This window comes from Neobacillus massiliamazoniensis (assembly GCF_001048695.1).
GTDB lineage: Bacteria > Bacillota > Bacilli > Bacillales > Cytobacillaceae > Neobacillus > Neobacillus massiliamazoniensis.
Genome location: NZ_CVRB01000002.1, coordinates 385,424 through 400,139 on the forward strand (window position 1 = coordinate 385,424; position 14,716 = coordinate 400,139).

The following is a 14,716-nucleotide window of genomic DNA, read 5'->3' on the forward strand; positions in this document are numbered from 1 at the left end:
CATCATTTATCTTTTTTATTTTGCCCGAGAATGTGTTAAATAGCACTTCTCTGTTATTTAAGGCTGCCATGGTGTGGTTAAGGAAACGCAATAGCAAAAATTAAAAAAAAAGCAGAAAATAGGCAAATGATGACCCGCCTGTTTTCTGCTTAAACGTGAACCTAAAAGATTCAGCAACGACCAAGTCTAAAGTATGTCCACTTCAATTTAATTGAGGTTACTTACCATCCCTGTCTGCTGCACAATGAAGTAATATGGGCAAGATGGTGCTTGCCGTGCCAAGCATATATGCCAATGTTGATCCCTACTGAAAGTTCGCCCAAATCCGGATGGAAGAACGTTTTTTTCATATCAGCATGACTTAGACTTCTTAAAAGCGTGACCCAACGCTGATGTAATGCATCAAGCATTAAAAGTGAAACTTCAATCGGTAATTTGGAGTCAGGTAGCTCTGCCCACTTTTCTTCATCATATGTCTTAATGGTAGGATTCTCTTCCGAAAGAGCCAGTTTTATACGTATATAGGCATTCATATGGCTATCAGCAAGATGATGAACTACTTGTCGAATCGTCCAGCCTCCTGAACGATAGGGGGTATCCAATTGCTCCTGATTCAGCTTTTCTACAGAAAGTCGTAGTAAATTAGGTAATTCTTCAACCTCTTGAATCCAATCCGTCGTTACTCGGTCGGTAAGCTCCCCATCAAACTGAAATTTCCCTATTGGATATTTCTCCTCCATCCTTAATCCCCCAAACTAAAATGATTTAATCTAAATTTTCCAACTATATTTGATTATAACAGAATCACTGCTTTTTAGTGTGAAGATAGTATAAGGATAATTGTAAATTCATGCTTAAAAAAATATATAAAATTAGGAATGACGCACTTCTATGTTGACAAGTTCTTTGTGATTGGAATTACAGAAGAAATGATGTTTAGGGAGCTTATCCTTAAAGAAATAAATAGAATGATGTCGTTTTGGAAAGCAAATGTTATTACATCATTATTGTTTTTATTGATACATTATCCAGATTGAATTCACAATGATGAATTCTTTATTATTTCAAATCATCTAGGTGTTTAAAGCCGAAATGACATATGCTTTGACTTAGCTATATGGTATTAAAAAAAGCAAAAATCGCCACAGTATTGGCGATTTTTCCTCATTATTTATCTTGAGATTCAAAGGCATTGGAGTCGTTTTAGTTTAATTCAACTTCTTCAACAACTAAAAATGACACTACTGGAACTAATAATTAAAACGTCATTCATCATTCCATATTTCTTCAAATACTCTGTATGTGGGGATAACAGAGAACACAGCACAAATAATAACATTTTCAAGCATATTATAAGGAGAGTTTAGAAGAAGAGCAAATACACTGATTAAAGTGAAGCTGAAAATATAATCCCTCAAATAGGACATGATGATGACAATTCCTAAATACGCTTTTTCTTCATCCATTATTTTTTCCCCCCATTTGTATTCGATTCCATTGTAGTTTGGATTATGGGTATAAAGAAATAGGAAAAAAGTAAATGAATTGTTAAGTTGTTGTAAATGAAAACTTTTAGAATTGTTTTATGTTCATTTACGGAATCGATTGTAAGAATAATGGACCTGTGGAAAAACAGTCTACGAACTCTTCCTTAATATGCACTTTCTAGAATGTTGTGCTTATACAAGTAAACTTTCCCTTCATTACAACAATAAAAAAGACCATCACTTAGACGGTCAAGCTTCTTTAAGCTTCAATTCGGAAAAATGCACCAGTTTAACTAAATGATTGGTTTTTTCAACCTCGACAATCTCACAGTAACCAGATGCGTATTGAATATCATCACAGGGTGTTATTTAGGTAATGTTGCCATCATCGGATAAGATTCCATTGTCATTATTCCTGCAATAACGGCGGGATCTTCTGCGATGAGTTTTGGAACTTGAGCTTCACTCTCAACTTCGATAATTGCGAGTCCATGTGGGGCTTTAGGATTTAGAACTGGTCCGAAAACCAAAGCAATCCCCTGATTCTGCTTGTCCGTCCAATAGACGATGTGTTGTAGCATGATGTTCCTTTCTTCTTCAGTCATGTCCTGATGAAAAGTTGTTCTCGGCGGAGTGGATTTTAACATAAAGTGTATTTTTCCTGTATTATTGCTTGAGACGTTATTCGACATTTGGAATCTCCTCCATCAGTTTGGAATTATATTCATACATACGTAGTGAATTTCAGTCACTCCTTATAATTAGTATAGATCCATCCTACTAATCATAAGAAGAAGTGTATTGTAAAAATGAGAACTATCATTCTTTATAAAAGATGGTCCCAAGTTTGTTGTTTTTCATTATGTACTCTTTAGGTGGAAGTCCTGTGAATTTCTTGAACTCTTTGATAAAATGGGACTGATCGTAATACATTTCGTAAAGTTCATTGTCTTCTAAGCTCATCAGATTCATTTTTCTATAAGCTTCTTGAAATTTAATCACGCTTGTTAATTCCTTTGGGCTTAAACCGACATTTTCGGAAAACTTCGTCGCAAGATATCTTCTGGAATACCCCATTTTCTCGCTTAACTCTGACACCGTAATTAAACCTTTACTCTTCGTGATCTGATTAACTGCGTATTCCGTTATTGGATCTGATTTGTTCAGCAAAAGCATCTGTCTACATAGAAATTGTTGGACAAAACGGACCTTTTCATCAATGCTAATCATTTCTTTTAATTTCTCTTGAAGTTTCTCTCCTTCTTTGTTGAATATATCCTCGGCAGTATATATTTGATTTTTTAACTCGTTTAGAGCAACATTGAAAAACCTATATGCACCCAATGGTTTAAATTCAACACATATATTTCCGTAGTCAGCGTCACATTCAACCACTGTAGCATGAGTAGACAAACCGAGAATAAACCATGTTGACTCCTTATGTTCTCTAATACAGTTTCCTATAATACTTCTCATATTGTTTTTAAAAGGAATAACCAGCTTCATAGAGCTGTTTGGGACAGTGATGCTAAAATCAGTTTTGGACAGACCTGATTTCGTTTCTAACACAAAAATAGTTTTTACATACGGTCGAAGTGCTGGAACAGGAGAAAAAGTCTTATACACAATATCCTGCAAGTAAAAAACCCCCTTAAATCCTTAATCAGAATGATAGCACAAGCCCCCACTCCAATTCCCAGGATAAGAAATATTTACGTTTCACCATAACTTGTATGTTTATTATCCCTTCCATAAGGATACCAATCCCAGAAAAAGTTGTCCTTATGCCTTTATACGTGAGGTGTTGTTCATTTTAGAAGAAATTCAAATCTTCAAGATACACCTTACTACTGTACAACTGCTTCCAAAAACCTTGAATGTATTCGCTTCTTCAGTTAAACTGACCGTTATAGAAAAGAGCTGCTGCAGCAACTCATTTCAAGTTGCTTAGAAATCACTACTTATATCGAAATAAGATATAATTATTAAAAAATACTTGAGGTGAATATTCATTGGATTTTCATTCAGAGTCAGACCAACGAGTAGAAAATGTTAATAATGAAGAATATAAAGAAAGAAGTTACACTACTAGGCAGGAAGCAAAAAGGGAACTAGAAGAAAGAGGATATAAACAATGGTTGTTGGGCAGGAAAAAGAAAAAATCAGATGAAGAGGGTGAAGCGGGAGTAAACTCGCCGTCCAGATCCCAATCGTCAAAAAAGATAAAGAAAGTGGAAATGTTCTGGGTAAAACTAGTCTTTAAGATTTTAGTAATAGGAGCTGTTTATTACAATTTCAAATTCATTTTGAACTTTATGAAAGAACCTGTAAGTAATTTTACGCATACATTATTTGTAGTTGGAATGTGTGTAGGAATTAATTTTATTGCCGTTTGGATTCTTTTTTATAAAAGTTCATTTATGAGATTTTATCTTTCCTTATTTGCAATTTTAGGATCATTTGGATATTACTCCTACGTAAATTATACAAATAATTCCTTTTTAGGGAATAACATCATAACTTCATTGCTTGTTATTATATCAGTTTTGATGGTCATTAATCCTAAAGTAAATTATTATGTGAAAAGTATCCTACTTCTGTTGATACCTATTTTAGGAATATATTTTAGTGGTAATCAATTCGCACTTGTATGGACTCTAATGTTTAATGCCGGATTGATCCTGTTCTTTAGAATGTCTAAATTAAATAAATCTAAAACAAATAAAAAGGAAGCACGAATAAGAAGAAACAAAAAGCAATCAGCCTAATATTAGCTACTTGTATAAGCAATTAAAAAATGACGTATGCCAATTCATACGTCATTTCTTGTGTCATTTATTCAAAAAGCACCTCAAAACGGAACCCTTTAGAAAATTATCCAAGCGTTTTTATGTACTAAATATTGTGTTAAATTGGATACTAAAGTTAACGTGAATTGGTTTGAAAATTAAGCTGTTATTTCGTATTCGCTCCACATTATCAGAACTACTTAGGGCATCCGCACTCCTCTTTTTTTGAACATAATCAGCTACTGCTGCTCGAGTTGCTAGATGCCACGGCCGCTGCGGTCATGCTTGCCGTCATGGCGGCTTGCTGTGCCTGGATTAGCGTCTCAATGGATATATTTAACCCCGTTCTTGCTGCCTCGCCCACTGCTGAGAATTGATTCATCAAAAACAGCACACTCATCATAAAATTAACATCTTTATTCCATTTAAATAGCTTATCCTTATTTAAATCCTCATTAATCGCAACTAGACTTTCGAATTCACCTATCGTGTTTTCTAAAAAGCTGAGCATGCCAATATAAGGGTAATAAGCGCTTTTTGTTTTAAGATTGGCCTTTTTGAGCATGTCTCTTATCATCAGACATTGATCAGCTTTCTCCTCAGGCCGATGGCTCGTTTCTATTGCGAGAATATGGCTTAAAAATTGCAGATCGTTCCCTAAATAAAAGCCTTTTTTATGTAGTGTCTGGTAATAGTCCTCTACATTACGGACAATGATGTCTGAATCTAATTCGCGTTGAGCAAGGATGGTGGCGAGCGGATAATCACCCGGGTTCGTTAGGAAAAAATGATTTTTTCTCATACCTTTATAAACTTCGTGAGTTTTCTGGACGATTTCATCGATGCGATTCGGTTCCACTTTTAACAATGTTCCAGCAGCAATATAGGAAAAAGCATTCCGAGTGAAGCCGTTTTCAATCAGCTTATCGTAGATTGAGATAAATTGATGAAAACTTTCTTTAGGATCCTCTGACGTCGTATCCAATGTCGCCGCAATTGTAAAACGCTGGGTAGATTTCAAATATGAAAACATTCCAACATGGTCTTTAATATAGTCCGCTATATCTATAAATCTTTTTAAATTAAATTCCTTTGCATTTGTAACATACATAGCAGCAATCAGCATAAGTGAGTGTTTATCCACTTTCCATTTTAATGCTGAATACAGCTCTGAATAAGTGTCTTTATAAAGGCTAATACTTTCGTTTACGGTTTGCTCCTTCATTTATCCATCACCCTTCTCAATTGTACGTATCTACTATACGTGAGAAGTTCTAAGATGGTTTCATTGTTTATGGTAGATTCTCTTCAGTAAAAGAGTCTAAAACCATACATCCTGCTCCCTGCGCGACGATGTTGTAAGCTGTAGTCGATCTATACATCCGGACATTACTATTAGAATAATGCTTCACGCGATTAAGTGCAGTTTCAGATGCCGCTTCGTAAAAAAGCGGTTTGGGTACCAAGGTTCCGCCGCAGATGACGATATCTGGTCGTAACAGAAAAATGAGGTTCGAAAGTCCAATACCAAAATAATAGGCTGCTTCCTTCACGACATCAAGAACCAAGGTATCTTCCCTCTCAAGCGCTTCTAAAATATGAAAAAAATCAACCTCTTCCACAGCACCCACCTTTTCTTGAAGAAAAGAGTCATGACCACGTTTCAATCTGCGAATGACTTCGTTGCGAATAGCCGGCAAGCTGCTGAATGCCTGCAAACAGCCATATGAACCACAGGAACAACGTGGTCCATGGACATCTATGATCATATGTCCAAAAGCATCCGCCATTTCGTTTTGATTCGTAATCAATCTACCTTGGAAGATCATGCTGCTGCGAATGCCCATATCATTTGAGACAAACACAAGATTATCCGTTTCTTTCCAATAATTTATGCGATATTCAGCTAACGCCGCTAAGTTTGTTCCATTTTCTAAGAAAACAATTGTATTATTTTTTTGACTTAAATAATCAACAATGTTTAGATCCTCCCAGCCATCTGAGGTAAACAAATGGGGTTGGATGATCACGCCTCGTTCCTGATCAATCGGACTAAGAACACCAATGCCAATACCGAGTAGTTTTTCCCTAGGAATGCTTTGTTTAGCCAGAAGCTCATCGACACATCTAGACACAAAATCTAATGTGTATCTCCCCGTACATTGGGAATCCATTTTTAGTTTTTCTGCCCCTATGATCGTTAATTGAGCATCAAGAAGGAGCACCGTCGTGTATAGATTCGTGATTTCCACACCAATTAAATAGTGGGCATCAGGATTGATCACATACATTAACGGTTTCCGTCCACCACTTGACTCCCCTAAACCACTATCTTGTATGAGTTCAGCCTGCACAAGCTCGTCTACCAAACGGGAACAAGTAGCATGCTTATAGCCCGTCATTTCAGATAATTCTTTAATTCTGACAGGGCCAAATTTACGAATGAAACTATATAAAAGCTTTAAGCTTTTCACCTTTGGCGATATTAAGCCCACAAATTGCCTCAGCATAAAATTCCTCCAAAATCTTTCTTTTTAACTAATACTAGTTTACTCGATTTATTCGAAAAGGAAAAATGCTCTTTTTATCATTTTGGAGTAAAGTTTCTATTTTTTTATAATTCGGTCTTTAAAATACAATTAATTTCTTATTACTTTTTTTCAAAATGAAATTAACTTATTTACAATGATCAAAGAATCCAGTAAACTTTTATTGTTAATAATTCAGAAAAATTTCCTATGGAGGAGTTAACTATGCACAAAATCCAAGATATTTTAGATGCAAAAAATTATATTATGAGCAAGACTGACCTTCGTCCGACGATTGGCATGATTTTAGGCTCAGGTCTAGGAACTCTTGCTGATGAAGTTGAAAATGCTGTCATGATCCCTTATAGTGAAATTCCCCATTTTGCAAAATCAGAAGCAGTGGGCCACGCCAACGAATTAGTCATTGGTGAACTAAAAGGAAAAACCGTTGCAGCCATGAAGGGGCGCTTTCATTATTATGAAGGTTTTACTTTAGATGAAGTAACCTTTCCCGTCCGTGTTTTGAAAGCTCTTGGTGTTGAGAATCTAATTATTACAAATGCCTGCGGAGCGATTAACACAAGCTTTAACCCAGGAGATTTAATGTTAATTACCGATCATATAAATCTAGTTGGGACAAATCCATTAATTGGACCTAATAATAATGAATTAGGAACCCGTTTCCCTGACGTTTCTCAAGTATATAATCTTGGCTTGCGCAATATTGCTACTGAGGTAGCGAAAGAACAAAATATGAATCTGCAACAAGGTGTTTATGCTTGGTGGAGTGGCCCAGCCTACGAAACTCCTGCAGAAATTCGAATGATTCGTATATTAGGTGCAGATGCTGTAGGAATGTCAACAGTTCCTGAAGCCATTGTCGCCACCCATGGATCAATGAAAGTACTAGGCATCTCCTGCTTAACTAATATGGCATGTGGAATTTTAGATCAACCATTGAGTCATGATGAGGTCATCGAAGTGGCAGGTAAAGTTAGATCCAAATTTGTTCAATTAGTAAAAGGGATTTTAGAAAAAATAGATTAAGAATACTGAAAGCGGCTGGGGATTAACCAAGCCGCTTTTTTGTCGACTAGACTGAACCTCTCCCATAATTTAGGGGGATTTGTTATAATCAATATAGAATATTTTTAAGGGGGTGCTTAAAAATGGAGAATCAATCTAGATTGTCTGGTACTTCCGCAACTCATGCAAAGCCTGGAATAGGAAAGGCGATACTTTGCATGGGGCGGAAATTAAACTAAAAGAAATCGCCCAACATATGCATTACGTCATTTCTACGATCTGGCTTTGCGCCTTATTTTCTCTCAATACAAAAAATAAGGGGCTGACAGAAGTGAAATATGTAAATGCAAACAATATTTTACCAGCTACGCTGATTACGGAAATACAAAAATATGTACAGGGAGAAACCATTTACATTCCCAAACCGGTAACGGCTTATCGAAAATGGGGAACCTGTTCGGGCGGAAGAAAGCTGATTGATAAAAGAAATTCTGCCATAAAAAGCGCCTTTATTAGTGGCTGCAGTATTCAACAGTTAGCCGAGGAGTATTTCCTTTCAATCGAAACCATTAAGAAAATTGTCTATTCAAATAAGTGATAAGATAGCAGCACGGATGATTTTTTAGAAAAATTGTCCGTGCTTTTTATGTATAAATCGTTTCATAAATGTTTTCTGCATTTTAAATTGGAGAGGGAATTCTTAAAATGAATGTAGGAGGTAGAAAATGATGTATGATAAATTCATAAAGAATGATCAATTTAATTTTATAAAAAAACAAGTCAATTTAATAAAAGATAGTTACAAAAAGCATGCGGATCCGACCGTTATTCACGCAGTGAAAGACTTAGCAAATGCTAAGATCATGGAGCTTTTCCTAACGGCAACTTTCGAGCAAAAGGAAATGTTAGATCTATCAGGATTGAAAACAGATCCTGAGTTTGACCACTATATTCAACAGCTTTCTCCCTTTTTGTTACCATTCCCAAAAATCACGGAACAACAATTAAAAAAGATGTTTCCAAAGAATAAGAAATTAAAGCTGCCTGACCTTTCCAAAATCAATCATGAACAGTTAACCTTTTTAAGCTGGACGGACATCAGTACGAATAAGAAGTTCATTGTATATGAACATAATGAGAAACTAGTTGGTATTGAGTGTAAATACACCATGTTAAATAAAGATAATATTTGTTCCTTCTGTAATCGTTTCGGCAAGGTTGCCTTTATTTCAACCGTAACAAAAGCAAAAAAAGCAAAGAATCCAGATTACTATAAGGCCATAGGCAACTATATTTGCTTTGATAGCTCGGAATGCAATAAACAAATAACGAATGTAGATTATTTAACCACCTTTTTAATAGACTCCTTGGGAGAGAAATAGGCTGCTGACATTGTCAACAGCCTATCTTTATCTTTCCTATTATTTACCAATAAAATCCTGAGTCCAGTAATTACCCTGTGCCACGTAACCGACACCAATATAATTATAATTCGGATTCAGGATGTTCGCGCGGTGGCCTGCACTATTCATCCATCCATTGACGACTTCCTCGGGAGTTTTTTGCCCCATGGCAATGTTTTCACCTGCATATCTATAGGTAATCCCATATTGTTTCATCATATCAAATGGTGAACCGTATGTCGGACTAGTGTGGCTGAAGTAACCATTCGCAGACATATCTCGGGATTTTTCATGTGCCATTTTGCTAAGTGTTAAATCGACTTTAAGGGGTGGCAAACCATTTTTTGCACGTTCCTGATTGGTTAGATCCACTACCTTTTGCTCGTAAGCACTTAAGGTGCTAGTTGTTTGCTTCGCTTTCGGATGTACAGATTTTACAGGCTGATGCTGTACTGGGTTTGTCGTAGGAGTTTGCTGAATTCGATTTGGTTGTTTCTGGACTGTCTGCTTTACTGAATTAGTTGAGCTAAAGTCGCTTTCATTTTTAGTAAAAAAGTTTTCTAGTATTCTATTTATCTCATTCACATCTGTGCCATGGTATACATAAGCATTTTCCTGCATGTTAGAATTATTAGCTGCCGCTTGTGCTTTATATGAATGTGGATTTGCCCCCACTAATGCTGCGACGGCTGCTACCGAAAGAATTGCTTTACTCAAGATCATCTTCCATCCTCCTGAATTAGAAATTATCCGCTCCTGGACAATTTCATCGTAACATATGGTTTTTGACATATTTCAGGAAGGATTTCACAGCCTAAATTCTACTCTATTTATTTAGGCCTTATGAGACCATAAGGTATATGGATTTCATCCGCTTAACTAATTATCATAATTTCTATTAGATTCTTGAAAAATTACCAATATTTATTGTAGAAAAGGATATTGACAGTTTCCAAAGTAGTCGTGATTTTTAACAAATATTTCAGAAAAGTGTCGAAACTTACATTCATTTTAAGCAAAGCAAAACTACTAATTTGCCTTATTCTCTCCACTTTTTTTGGAAATAATAGAGAGAAAAACAATTCATTAGTAAATGCTACATGGTAGAATAAATCTGTTAAAACAAAGCAAAAAATGACAGGATATCGTTTAATGCGGCTGTTACAATCTAATTAAGGAGTGAGTGCAATGGGATGGGTCGAATCATTACAAAAGGCCATTGACTATATAGAGGAACATTTGCTAGAAAATATAACAATCGAAAATATAGCCAAACAAGCTAATGTTTCGCCCTTTCATTTTCAACGTACTTTTTCAATTTTAACGGATATCTCAATTGGTGAATATATTCGCCGTAGACGATTGTCCCTTGCTGCACAAGAACTAGCGCATACAAGCAGCAAAATTATCGAGATTGCCCTGAAGTATGGGTACGACACTCCCGAAGCATTTACAAAAGCATTTCGCCGACAGCACGGAATAACTCCCAGCCAAGTGAGAAATTACAGTGGAATGCTGAATTCATACAACCGCCTGATGATTCAGGTGAGTCTGAAAGGAGCCGAACCAATGAAATACAAAGTACTCGAAAAAGAGAGTTTTCAAGTTGTAGGTGTTAAACGAGAGTTTTCAGGTGCCAATGGTGAGAATTTAAGTGGGATTCCAAAAATGTGGGATGATGTTCATGCGGATGGAACAAACGATTTATTAGTAAGTTTGAACAATGGGGAAATTAAGGGAGTGCTTGGAGTTTGTGTTGGTAAGCCGAATACCCAACCACAATTAATCGATTACTGGATTGCTACAGATTTTAAGGGCGACGTACCCGAAGGCCTATTACAACTTGAAATTCCAGCAGCAAAATGGGGAGTTTTTGAAGTTCACGGAGCAATGCCAGATGCCATGCAAAAAGCTTGGAAACAAATCTTTTCAGAATGGTTCCCTTCCAGTCATTATGAGCATGCCGGCTCCCCAGAATTAGAAGTCTATTCCGATGGAGATCCATGGAGCCCAGACTATTATTCTGAAATCTGGATCCCGGTAAAATAAAGGGGAAACCAGCAGTTTCTAATGGACGAGAAAGCTCTTTACGTGGGGAAATTTTACTTTCCCCGCGTTTCACGACGGACAACGGGCACTACTTCCGTTGCCAAACGCTCGATGTTCTGAGCCACTTTTTTAAACGGCATACCGCCAATGTCCATTTGAGAGATAAATCGCTGATGCCCGAAAAGCTCGAATTGATGAAGAATTTTTTCAATAATCTGCTGGGAGCTTCCAACAAACAATCCTGTTTCGGGAGCTGCCAACTTTTCAAAATCAGATCTAGATCGCTGACGATTGAGGTATCCCCAATAATTTGCATGATAAGGATAGAATTCTTCTTTAGCCTGCTGAGTCGTTTCTGCAATATAGGTGTGCCCTGTTACGCCCACCTTCAAAGCTTCAGAAGCATGACCAGCTTCATTTGCCTCCTGTCGGTAAAGGTCCACAAGCGGTTTAAAGTTTATCGGATTCCCTCCAAGGATTGCTATGACTAAGCCGGCCCCTAATCTCCCCGCTCTTGCTGCACTTTCCGGAGTACCGCCTACTCCAACCCAAATCGGAATATTACTTTGAATAGGCCGCGGTGCAATTTCGGCATTTTTCAGCGGAGAACGAAAACGGCCATTCCAGGTAACCTTCTCTTGAGCATTCAATTTCAGAAAAAGTTCGATGTTCTCTTCAAACAACTCGTCATATTGTTTCACATCATATCCAAAAAGCGGGAACGATTCTATAAAAGCTCCGCGCCCCGCAATGATTTCAGCCCGACCGTTTGACAAGATGTCGAGTGTTGCAAAATCCTCAAATAAACGGACCGGGTCCACTGTGTTTAATACGGTGGTGGCACTGGTAAGTTTGATTCGCTTAGTAACTTGTGAAATGGCGGACAACACAATTGGGGGTGCCGAAACGGCATAATCCAAACGGTGATGCTCCCCGACACCAAATACGTCCAATCCTGCTTGATCTGCCATTTTCGCTGCTTCGATAATTTCTTCCAGCCGTTGCCTTGTATTGATTGTTTTTCCGGTACGAGGATCTGGACCTAAATCTGCTAATGTATAGACCCCAATTTCCATACCTTTATGTTCATCTTGCGGATTCATCAAATTCACCCCTATATTATTAATCGAATTTGATTTCCTGATGGGTCACTGGTTACGTAGTAATCTGCTTCTTTTCGTATAGGTGAACCTAACTGTTGCAGCCGATTCAACGCGTTATCTCTTGATACCTGATCTGGGAAGACAATCGTGTACCAATGTAACCCGACACTATTTTCCGGAGGGGTAGTAGCTCCTGCCCCCTGCCAAGTATTGATTGCAATATGATGGTGATACCCTCCTGACGAAAGAAATTCAGCTTGAGGATAATAACTAACAATATCGAAGCCAAGTCCTTTTGTATAAAATTCCTCTGCTTTTTTCAAATCGGATACATGTAGGTGAATATGGCCCATAATCGTCCCAGCAGGCAATCCACTCCACTCTGCATCGCTTTCCGCTAGAATCCCTTCTCCATCGAGCTGCTCCGTGGCCATTTCAACTTTGCCATTTTTCCACTTCCACTCATTTGCTGGACGGTCCCAGTATACTTCAATCCCATTTCCGTCCGGGTCGGTGATATACAGCGCCTCACTGACATAATGATCTGCTGCTCCTAGAGGGTAGCCCGTTTGAAGTAAATGCCGAAGAAAAACAGATAAATCAGCACGAGTAGGCAGTAAAATAGCAAAATGATATAAGCCTGTCGTACGTCCTGCTTTTGGAATGACATCTTCAGGCTGCTCAAGCGTTACTAACGCTGTTTTCCCGTTAGTCGTTAACACTGCTTTACGATCTGTTTTTTCTAAAACTTGAAATCCAATAATTTGTTGATAAAAAGCTAACGCATCATCCAAGTTTTTTACTTTAATATCAACCTCTCCGACATATACATTTGGTATTTCATGAAATTTCCCCATTTTATTTGTTCCCTTCAATAGTTTATTCGTAACTGTTCTTTTTGTTAGCATTGGATTGACTTAGAATTTATCTTGAATTAAATATATTTTATTTCAAGATAATCAGATTGTAAATACTTTTTATTAGAAAACCTATGTTAAGATGATTAAAAAGACAATTTTTCAACTATTCTAGTATTGTCATCACGATTCTTGATATAATCACAAAATAGAAATAGAGCTATTCGACAATCGACCTCACTGTAGAAAGGAAATTGATGATGATTGAAACTTGGATCATACTTTTGGCCATTGCGGTCGGAGTGGCTTTCATCGCTGAAAAAATAAAGCAGCCATACCCGACCCTCCTTGTCCTAGCGGGGCTTATCATTGGATTGCTGCCGATTCGAATTTTAGATGATGTTAAGCATTACGCTACCAGCGATACCGTTTTTCAAACTGCCATTATCACTATCTTTTTAGCAGCATTACTTGGAGATGCCACACTCAAATTGCCATTCGGAGAGCTACGAGAGAACAAAAAGCCAATCTTATGGCTATCACTAGGGGGCACTTTTCTTACGTTTATATTTGTTGCCACTTGTTCTTTCTTCTTTTTACATCTAACACTTCAAGAATCACTCATCTTTGGTTCAGTCATGGCAGCGACCGATCCCATTTCGGTTCTTACTATTTTTAAATCCATGAAGTTAAACAAACGCTTATCTATTATCGTGGAAGGAGAAAGCTTAGGAAACGACGGGGTCGCAGTAGTTCTTTTTAAGATTGCCCTTGTGACCACTGTTTTATCGACTACTGGAGCACTTCATGGTTTTATCGAATTCCTAAGAGTCGTTTTAGGTGGACTACTAGTCGGTGCCATCTTTGGGTTTGCTGCTTCACGAATAACAAGCTGGATCGATCAGCATTTAATCGAAATCGGGTTGTCGATTGTTCTTTTTTACAGTGCATACCAACTTGCAGAACACTTTCATTTTTCAGGTGTTATTTCAGTAGGTACTGCTGGATTGATTTTTGGTAATTATGGAAAAAGAATTGGAATGTCGGAACAAACACTTCGTGAAATGGATTCTTTTTGGGAAGCCATCGCCTTTCTTGCCAATGCCTTGATTTTTTTCATGGTTGGATTAGAGGTAGCGCGAATTGGATTTGAAGGAAAATGGGGAGTTGTTTTAGGAAGTATTGTCATTGTGGTTCTTTCACGGATAATTGCCGTGTTTGCCAGCTTAACTTTCGATAAAACCATTCCGTTTTCTTGGAAAAGCGTCATTGGCTGGGGAGGACTAAAAGGCTCTTTATCGGTTGCCCTCATCCTATCGATCTCACCCGATTTCCAAGGAAAAGATTTATTATTAGCAATGACCTTTACCAATGTTTTGTTTTCTTTGCTTGTACAGGGGACGACGATTAAATTATTAGTTAATTGGCTAAAAATCAAATAGTGATCCACCGATTCCGGTCGCTTAACAATCTC

General features: G+C 37.4%; 16 protein-coding genes. 7 read left to right on the forward strand and 9 right to left on the reverse strand.

Annotated elements, in window-relative coordinates; all coding sequences use genetic code 11:
• Positions 1-221: 221 nt before the first annotated feature.
• Complete coding sequence (locus tag BN1082_RS09860) at positions 222-740, reverse strand: YfiT family bacillithiol transferase (RefSeq protein WP_090633831.1); 519 nt, start codon at positions 738-740, stop codon at positions 222-224.
• A 138-nt stretch (positions 741-878) separates the two neighbouring features.
• On the opposite strand from BN1082_RS09860, the gene BN1082_RS28870 reads away from it, so the two are divergent.
• Positions 879-1,037, forward strand: a complete 159-nt coding sequence (locus tag BN1082_RS28870; RefSeq protein WP_090633833.1) for a CPBP family glutamic-type intramembrane protease — start codon at positions 879-881, stop codon at positions 1,035-1,037.
• A 228-nt stretch (positions 1,038-1,265) separates the two neighbouring features.
• Here the strand turns inward: BN1082_RS28870 and BN1082_RS09870 are convergent, their stop codons facing one another.
• The 3 genes from BN1082_RS09870 to BN1082_RS09880 all read right to left on the reverse strand — a co-directional run bounded on the left by BN1082_RS09870 (position 1,266) and on the right by BN1082_RS09880 (position 3,125).
• Positions 1,266-1,466, reverse strand: a complete 201-nt coding sequence (locus tag BN1082_RS09870) for a hypothetical protein (protein ID WP_090633835.1) — start codon at positions 1,464-1,466, stop codon at positions 1,266-1,268.
• Positions 1,467-1,852: 386 nt separating this feature from the next.
• Positions 1,853-2,179, reverse strand: coding sequence for a YciI family protein (locus BN1082_RS09875; RefSeq protein ID WP_090633837.1), 327 nt, complete (start codon positions 2,177-2,179; stop codon positions 1,853-1,855).
• A gap of 127 nt (positions 2,180-2,306) precedes the next feature.
• Positions 2,307-3,125, reverse strand: coding sequence for a helix-turn-helix transcriptional regulator (locus tag BN1082_RS09880; protein ID WP_090633839.1), 819 nt, complete (start codon positions 3,123-3,125; stop codon positions 2,307-2,309).
• A gap of 374 nt (positions 3,126-3,499) precedes the next feature.
• Between BN1082_RS09880 and BN1082_RS09885 the strand changes: the two genes are divergently transcribed.
• Positions 3,500-4,255, forward strand: coding sequence for a hypothetical protein (locus BN1082_RS09885; protein ID WP_090633840.1), 756 nt, complete (start codon positions 3,500-3,502; stop codon positions 4,253-4,255).
• Positions 4,256-4,511: 256 nt separating this feature from the next.
• Here BN1082_RS09885 and BN1082_RS09890 read toward each other — a convergent pair whose 3' ends face one another.
• Both BN1082_RS09890 and BN1082_RS09895 read right to left on the reverse strand, forming a co-directional pair.
• Positions 4,512-5,501: a DUF4003 family protein gene (locus BN1082_RS09890; protein ID WP_090633842.1), complete on the reverse strand. Its 990-nt coding sequence runs from the start codon at positions 5,499-5,501 to the stop codon at positions 4,512-4,514.
• A 67-nt stretch (positions 5,502-5,568) separates the two neighbouring features.
• On the reverse strand, positions 5,569-6,786 hold the full coding sequence (locus BN1082_RS09895; protein WP_090633844.1) for an ROK family transcriptional regulator: 1,218 nt from the start codon (positions 6,784-6,786) through the stop codon (positions 5,569-5,571).
• A gap of 243 nt (positions 6,787-7,029) precedes the next feature.
• Here BN1082_RS09895 and BN1082_RS09900 point away from each other — a divergent pair, with 243 nt between their 5' ends.
• The 3 genes from BN1082_RS09900 (at position 7,030) to BN1082_RS09910 (ending at position 9,212) form a co-directional block, all read left to right on the forward strand.
• Entirely contained in the window at positions 7,030-7,851 is an 822-nt protein-coding gene (locus BN1082_RS09900; protein ID WP_090633846.1) for a purine-nucleoside phosphorylase, read from the forward strand.
• A 310-nt stretch (positions 7,852-8,161) separates the two neighbouring features.
• On the forward strand, positions 8,162-8,428 hold the full coding sequence (locus BN1082_RS09905) for a CD3324 family protein (RefSeq protein ID WP_090634928.1): 267 nt from the start codon (positions 8,162-8,164) through the stop codon (positions 8,426-8,428).
• 127 nt (positions 8,429-8,555) lie between these two features.
• Positions 8,556-9,212: a FusB/FusC family EF-G-binding protein gene (locus tag BN1082_RS09910; protein ID WP_245640377.1), complete on the forward strand. Its 657-nt coding sequence runs from the start codon at positions 8,556-8,558 to the stop codon at positions 9,210-9,212.
• A 39-nt stretch (positions 9,213-9,251) separates the two neighbouring features.
• On the opposite strand, the gene BN1082_RS09915 is transcribed toward BN1082_RS09910, so the two are convergent.
• Positions 9,252-9,950: a CAP domain-containing protein gene (locus tag BN1082_RS09915; protein ID WP_245640405.1), complete on the reverse strand. Its 699-nt coding sequence runs from the start codon at positions 9,948-9,950 to the stop codon at positions 9,252-9,254.
• Between the two features lie 471 nt (positions 9,951-10,421).
• Here BN1082_RS09915 and BN1082_RS09920 point away from each other — a divergent pair, with 471 nt between their 5' ends.
• Positions 10,422-11,282, forward strand: a complete 861-nt coding sequence (locus tag BN1082_RS09920; protein ID WP_090633849.1) for an AraC family transcriptional regulator — start codon at positions 10,422-10,424, stop codon at positions 11,280-11,282.
• Between the two features lie 53 nt (positions 11,283-11,335).
• Here BN1082_RS09920 and BN1082_RS09925 read toward each other — a convergent pair whose 3' ends face one another.
• Both BN1082_RS09925 and BN1082_RS09930 read right to left on the reverse strand, forming a co-directional pair.
• Positions 11,336-12,385 carry an LLM class flavin-dependent oxidoreductase gene (locus tag BN1082_RS09925; RefSeq protein WP_090633851.1) on the reverse strand — a complete coding sequence of 350 codons (1,050 nt, stop codon included), beginning with the start codon at positions 12,383-12,385 and terminating at the stop codon, positions 11,336-11,338.
• 11 nt (positions 12,386-12,396) lie between these two features.
• The gene (locus tag BN1082_RS09930) at positions 12,397-13,242 is read right to left on the reverse strand and encodes a VOC family protein (protein WP_090633853.1); all 846 of its coding nucleotides are present in this window, start codon (positions 13,240-13,242) and stop codon (positions 12,397-12,399) included.
• Positions 13,243-13,499: 257 nt separating this feature from the next.
• On the opposite strand from BN1082_RS09930, the gene BN1082_RS09935 reads away from it, so the two are divergent.
• Positions 13,500-14,684 (forward strand): cation:proton antiporter, encoded by a 1,185-nt coding sequence (locus BN1082_RS09935; protein ID WP_245640378.1) that lies wholly within the window; start codon positions 13,500-13,502, stop codon positions 14,682-14,684.
• Positions 14,685-14,716: the final 32 nt, after the last annotated feature.

Bases quoted from the DNA above. Each gene is read 5' to 3' on its own strand.
- BN1082_RS09910 (WP_245640377.1), top strand. From the start codon at position 8,556: ATGATGTATGATAAATTCATAAAGAATGATCAATTTAATTTTATAAAA.
- BN1082_RS09935 (WP_245640378.1), top strand. From the start codon at position 13,500: ATGATGATTGAAACTTGGATCATACTTTTGGCCATTGCGGTCGGAGTG.
- BN1082_RS09890 (WP_090633842.1), bottom strand. From the start codon at position 5,501: ATGAAGGAGCAAACCGTAAACGAAAGTATTAGCCTTTATAAAGACACT.
- BN1082_RS09920 (WP_090633849.1), top strand. From the start codon at position 10,422: ATGGGATGGGTCGAATCATTACAAAAGGCCATTGACTATATAGAGGAA.
- BN1082_RS28870 (WP_090633833.1), top strand. From the start codon at position 879: ATGACGCACTTCTATGTTGACAAGTTCTTTGTGATTGGAATTACAGAA.
- BN1082_RS09895 (WP_090633844.1), bottom strand. From the start codon at position 6,786: ATGCTGAGGCAATTTGTGGGCTTAATATCGCCAAAGGTGAAAAGCTTA.
- BN1082_RS09860 (WP_090633831.1), bottom strand. From the start codon at position 740: ATGGAGGAGAAATATCCAATAGGGAAATTTCAGTTTGATGGGGAGCTT.
- BN1082_RS09900 (WP_090633846.1), top strand. From the start codon at position 7,030: ATGCACAAAATCCAAGATATTTTAGATGCAAAAAATTATATTATGAGC.
- BN1082_RS09875 (WP_090633837.1), bottom strand. From the start codon at position 2,179: ATGTCGAATAACGTCTCAAGCAATAATACAGGAAAAATACACTTTATG.
- BN1082_RS09870 (WP_090633835.1), bottom strand. From the start codon at position 1,466: ATGGATGAAGAAAAAGCGTATTTAGGAATTGTCATCATCATGTCCTAT.
- BN1082_RS09930 (WP_090633853.1), bottom strand. From the start codon at position 13,242: ATGGGGAAATTTCATGAAATACCAAATGTATATGTCGGAGAGGTTGAT.
- BN1082_RS09925 (WP_090633851.1), bottom strand. From the start codon at position 12,385: ATGAATCCGCAAGATGAACATAAAGGTATGGAAATTGGGGTCTATACA.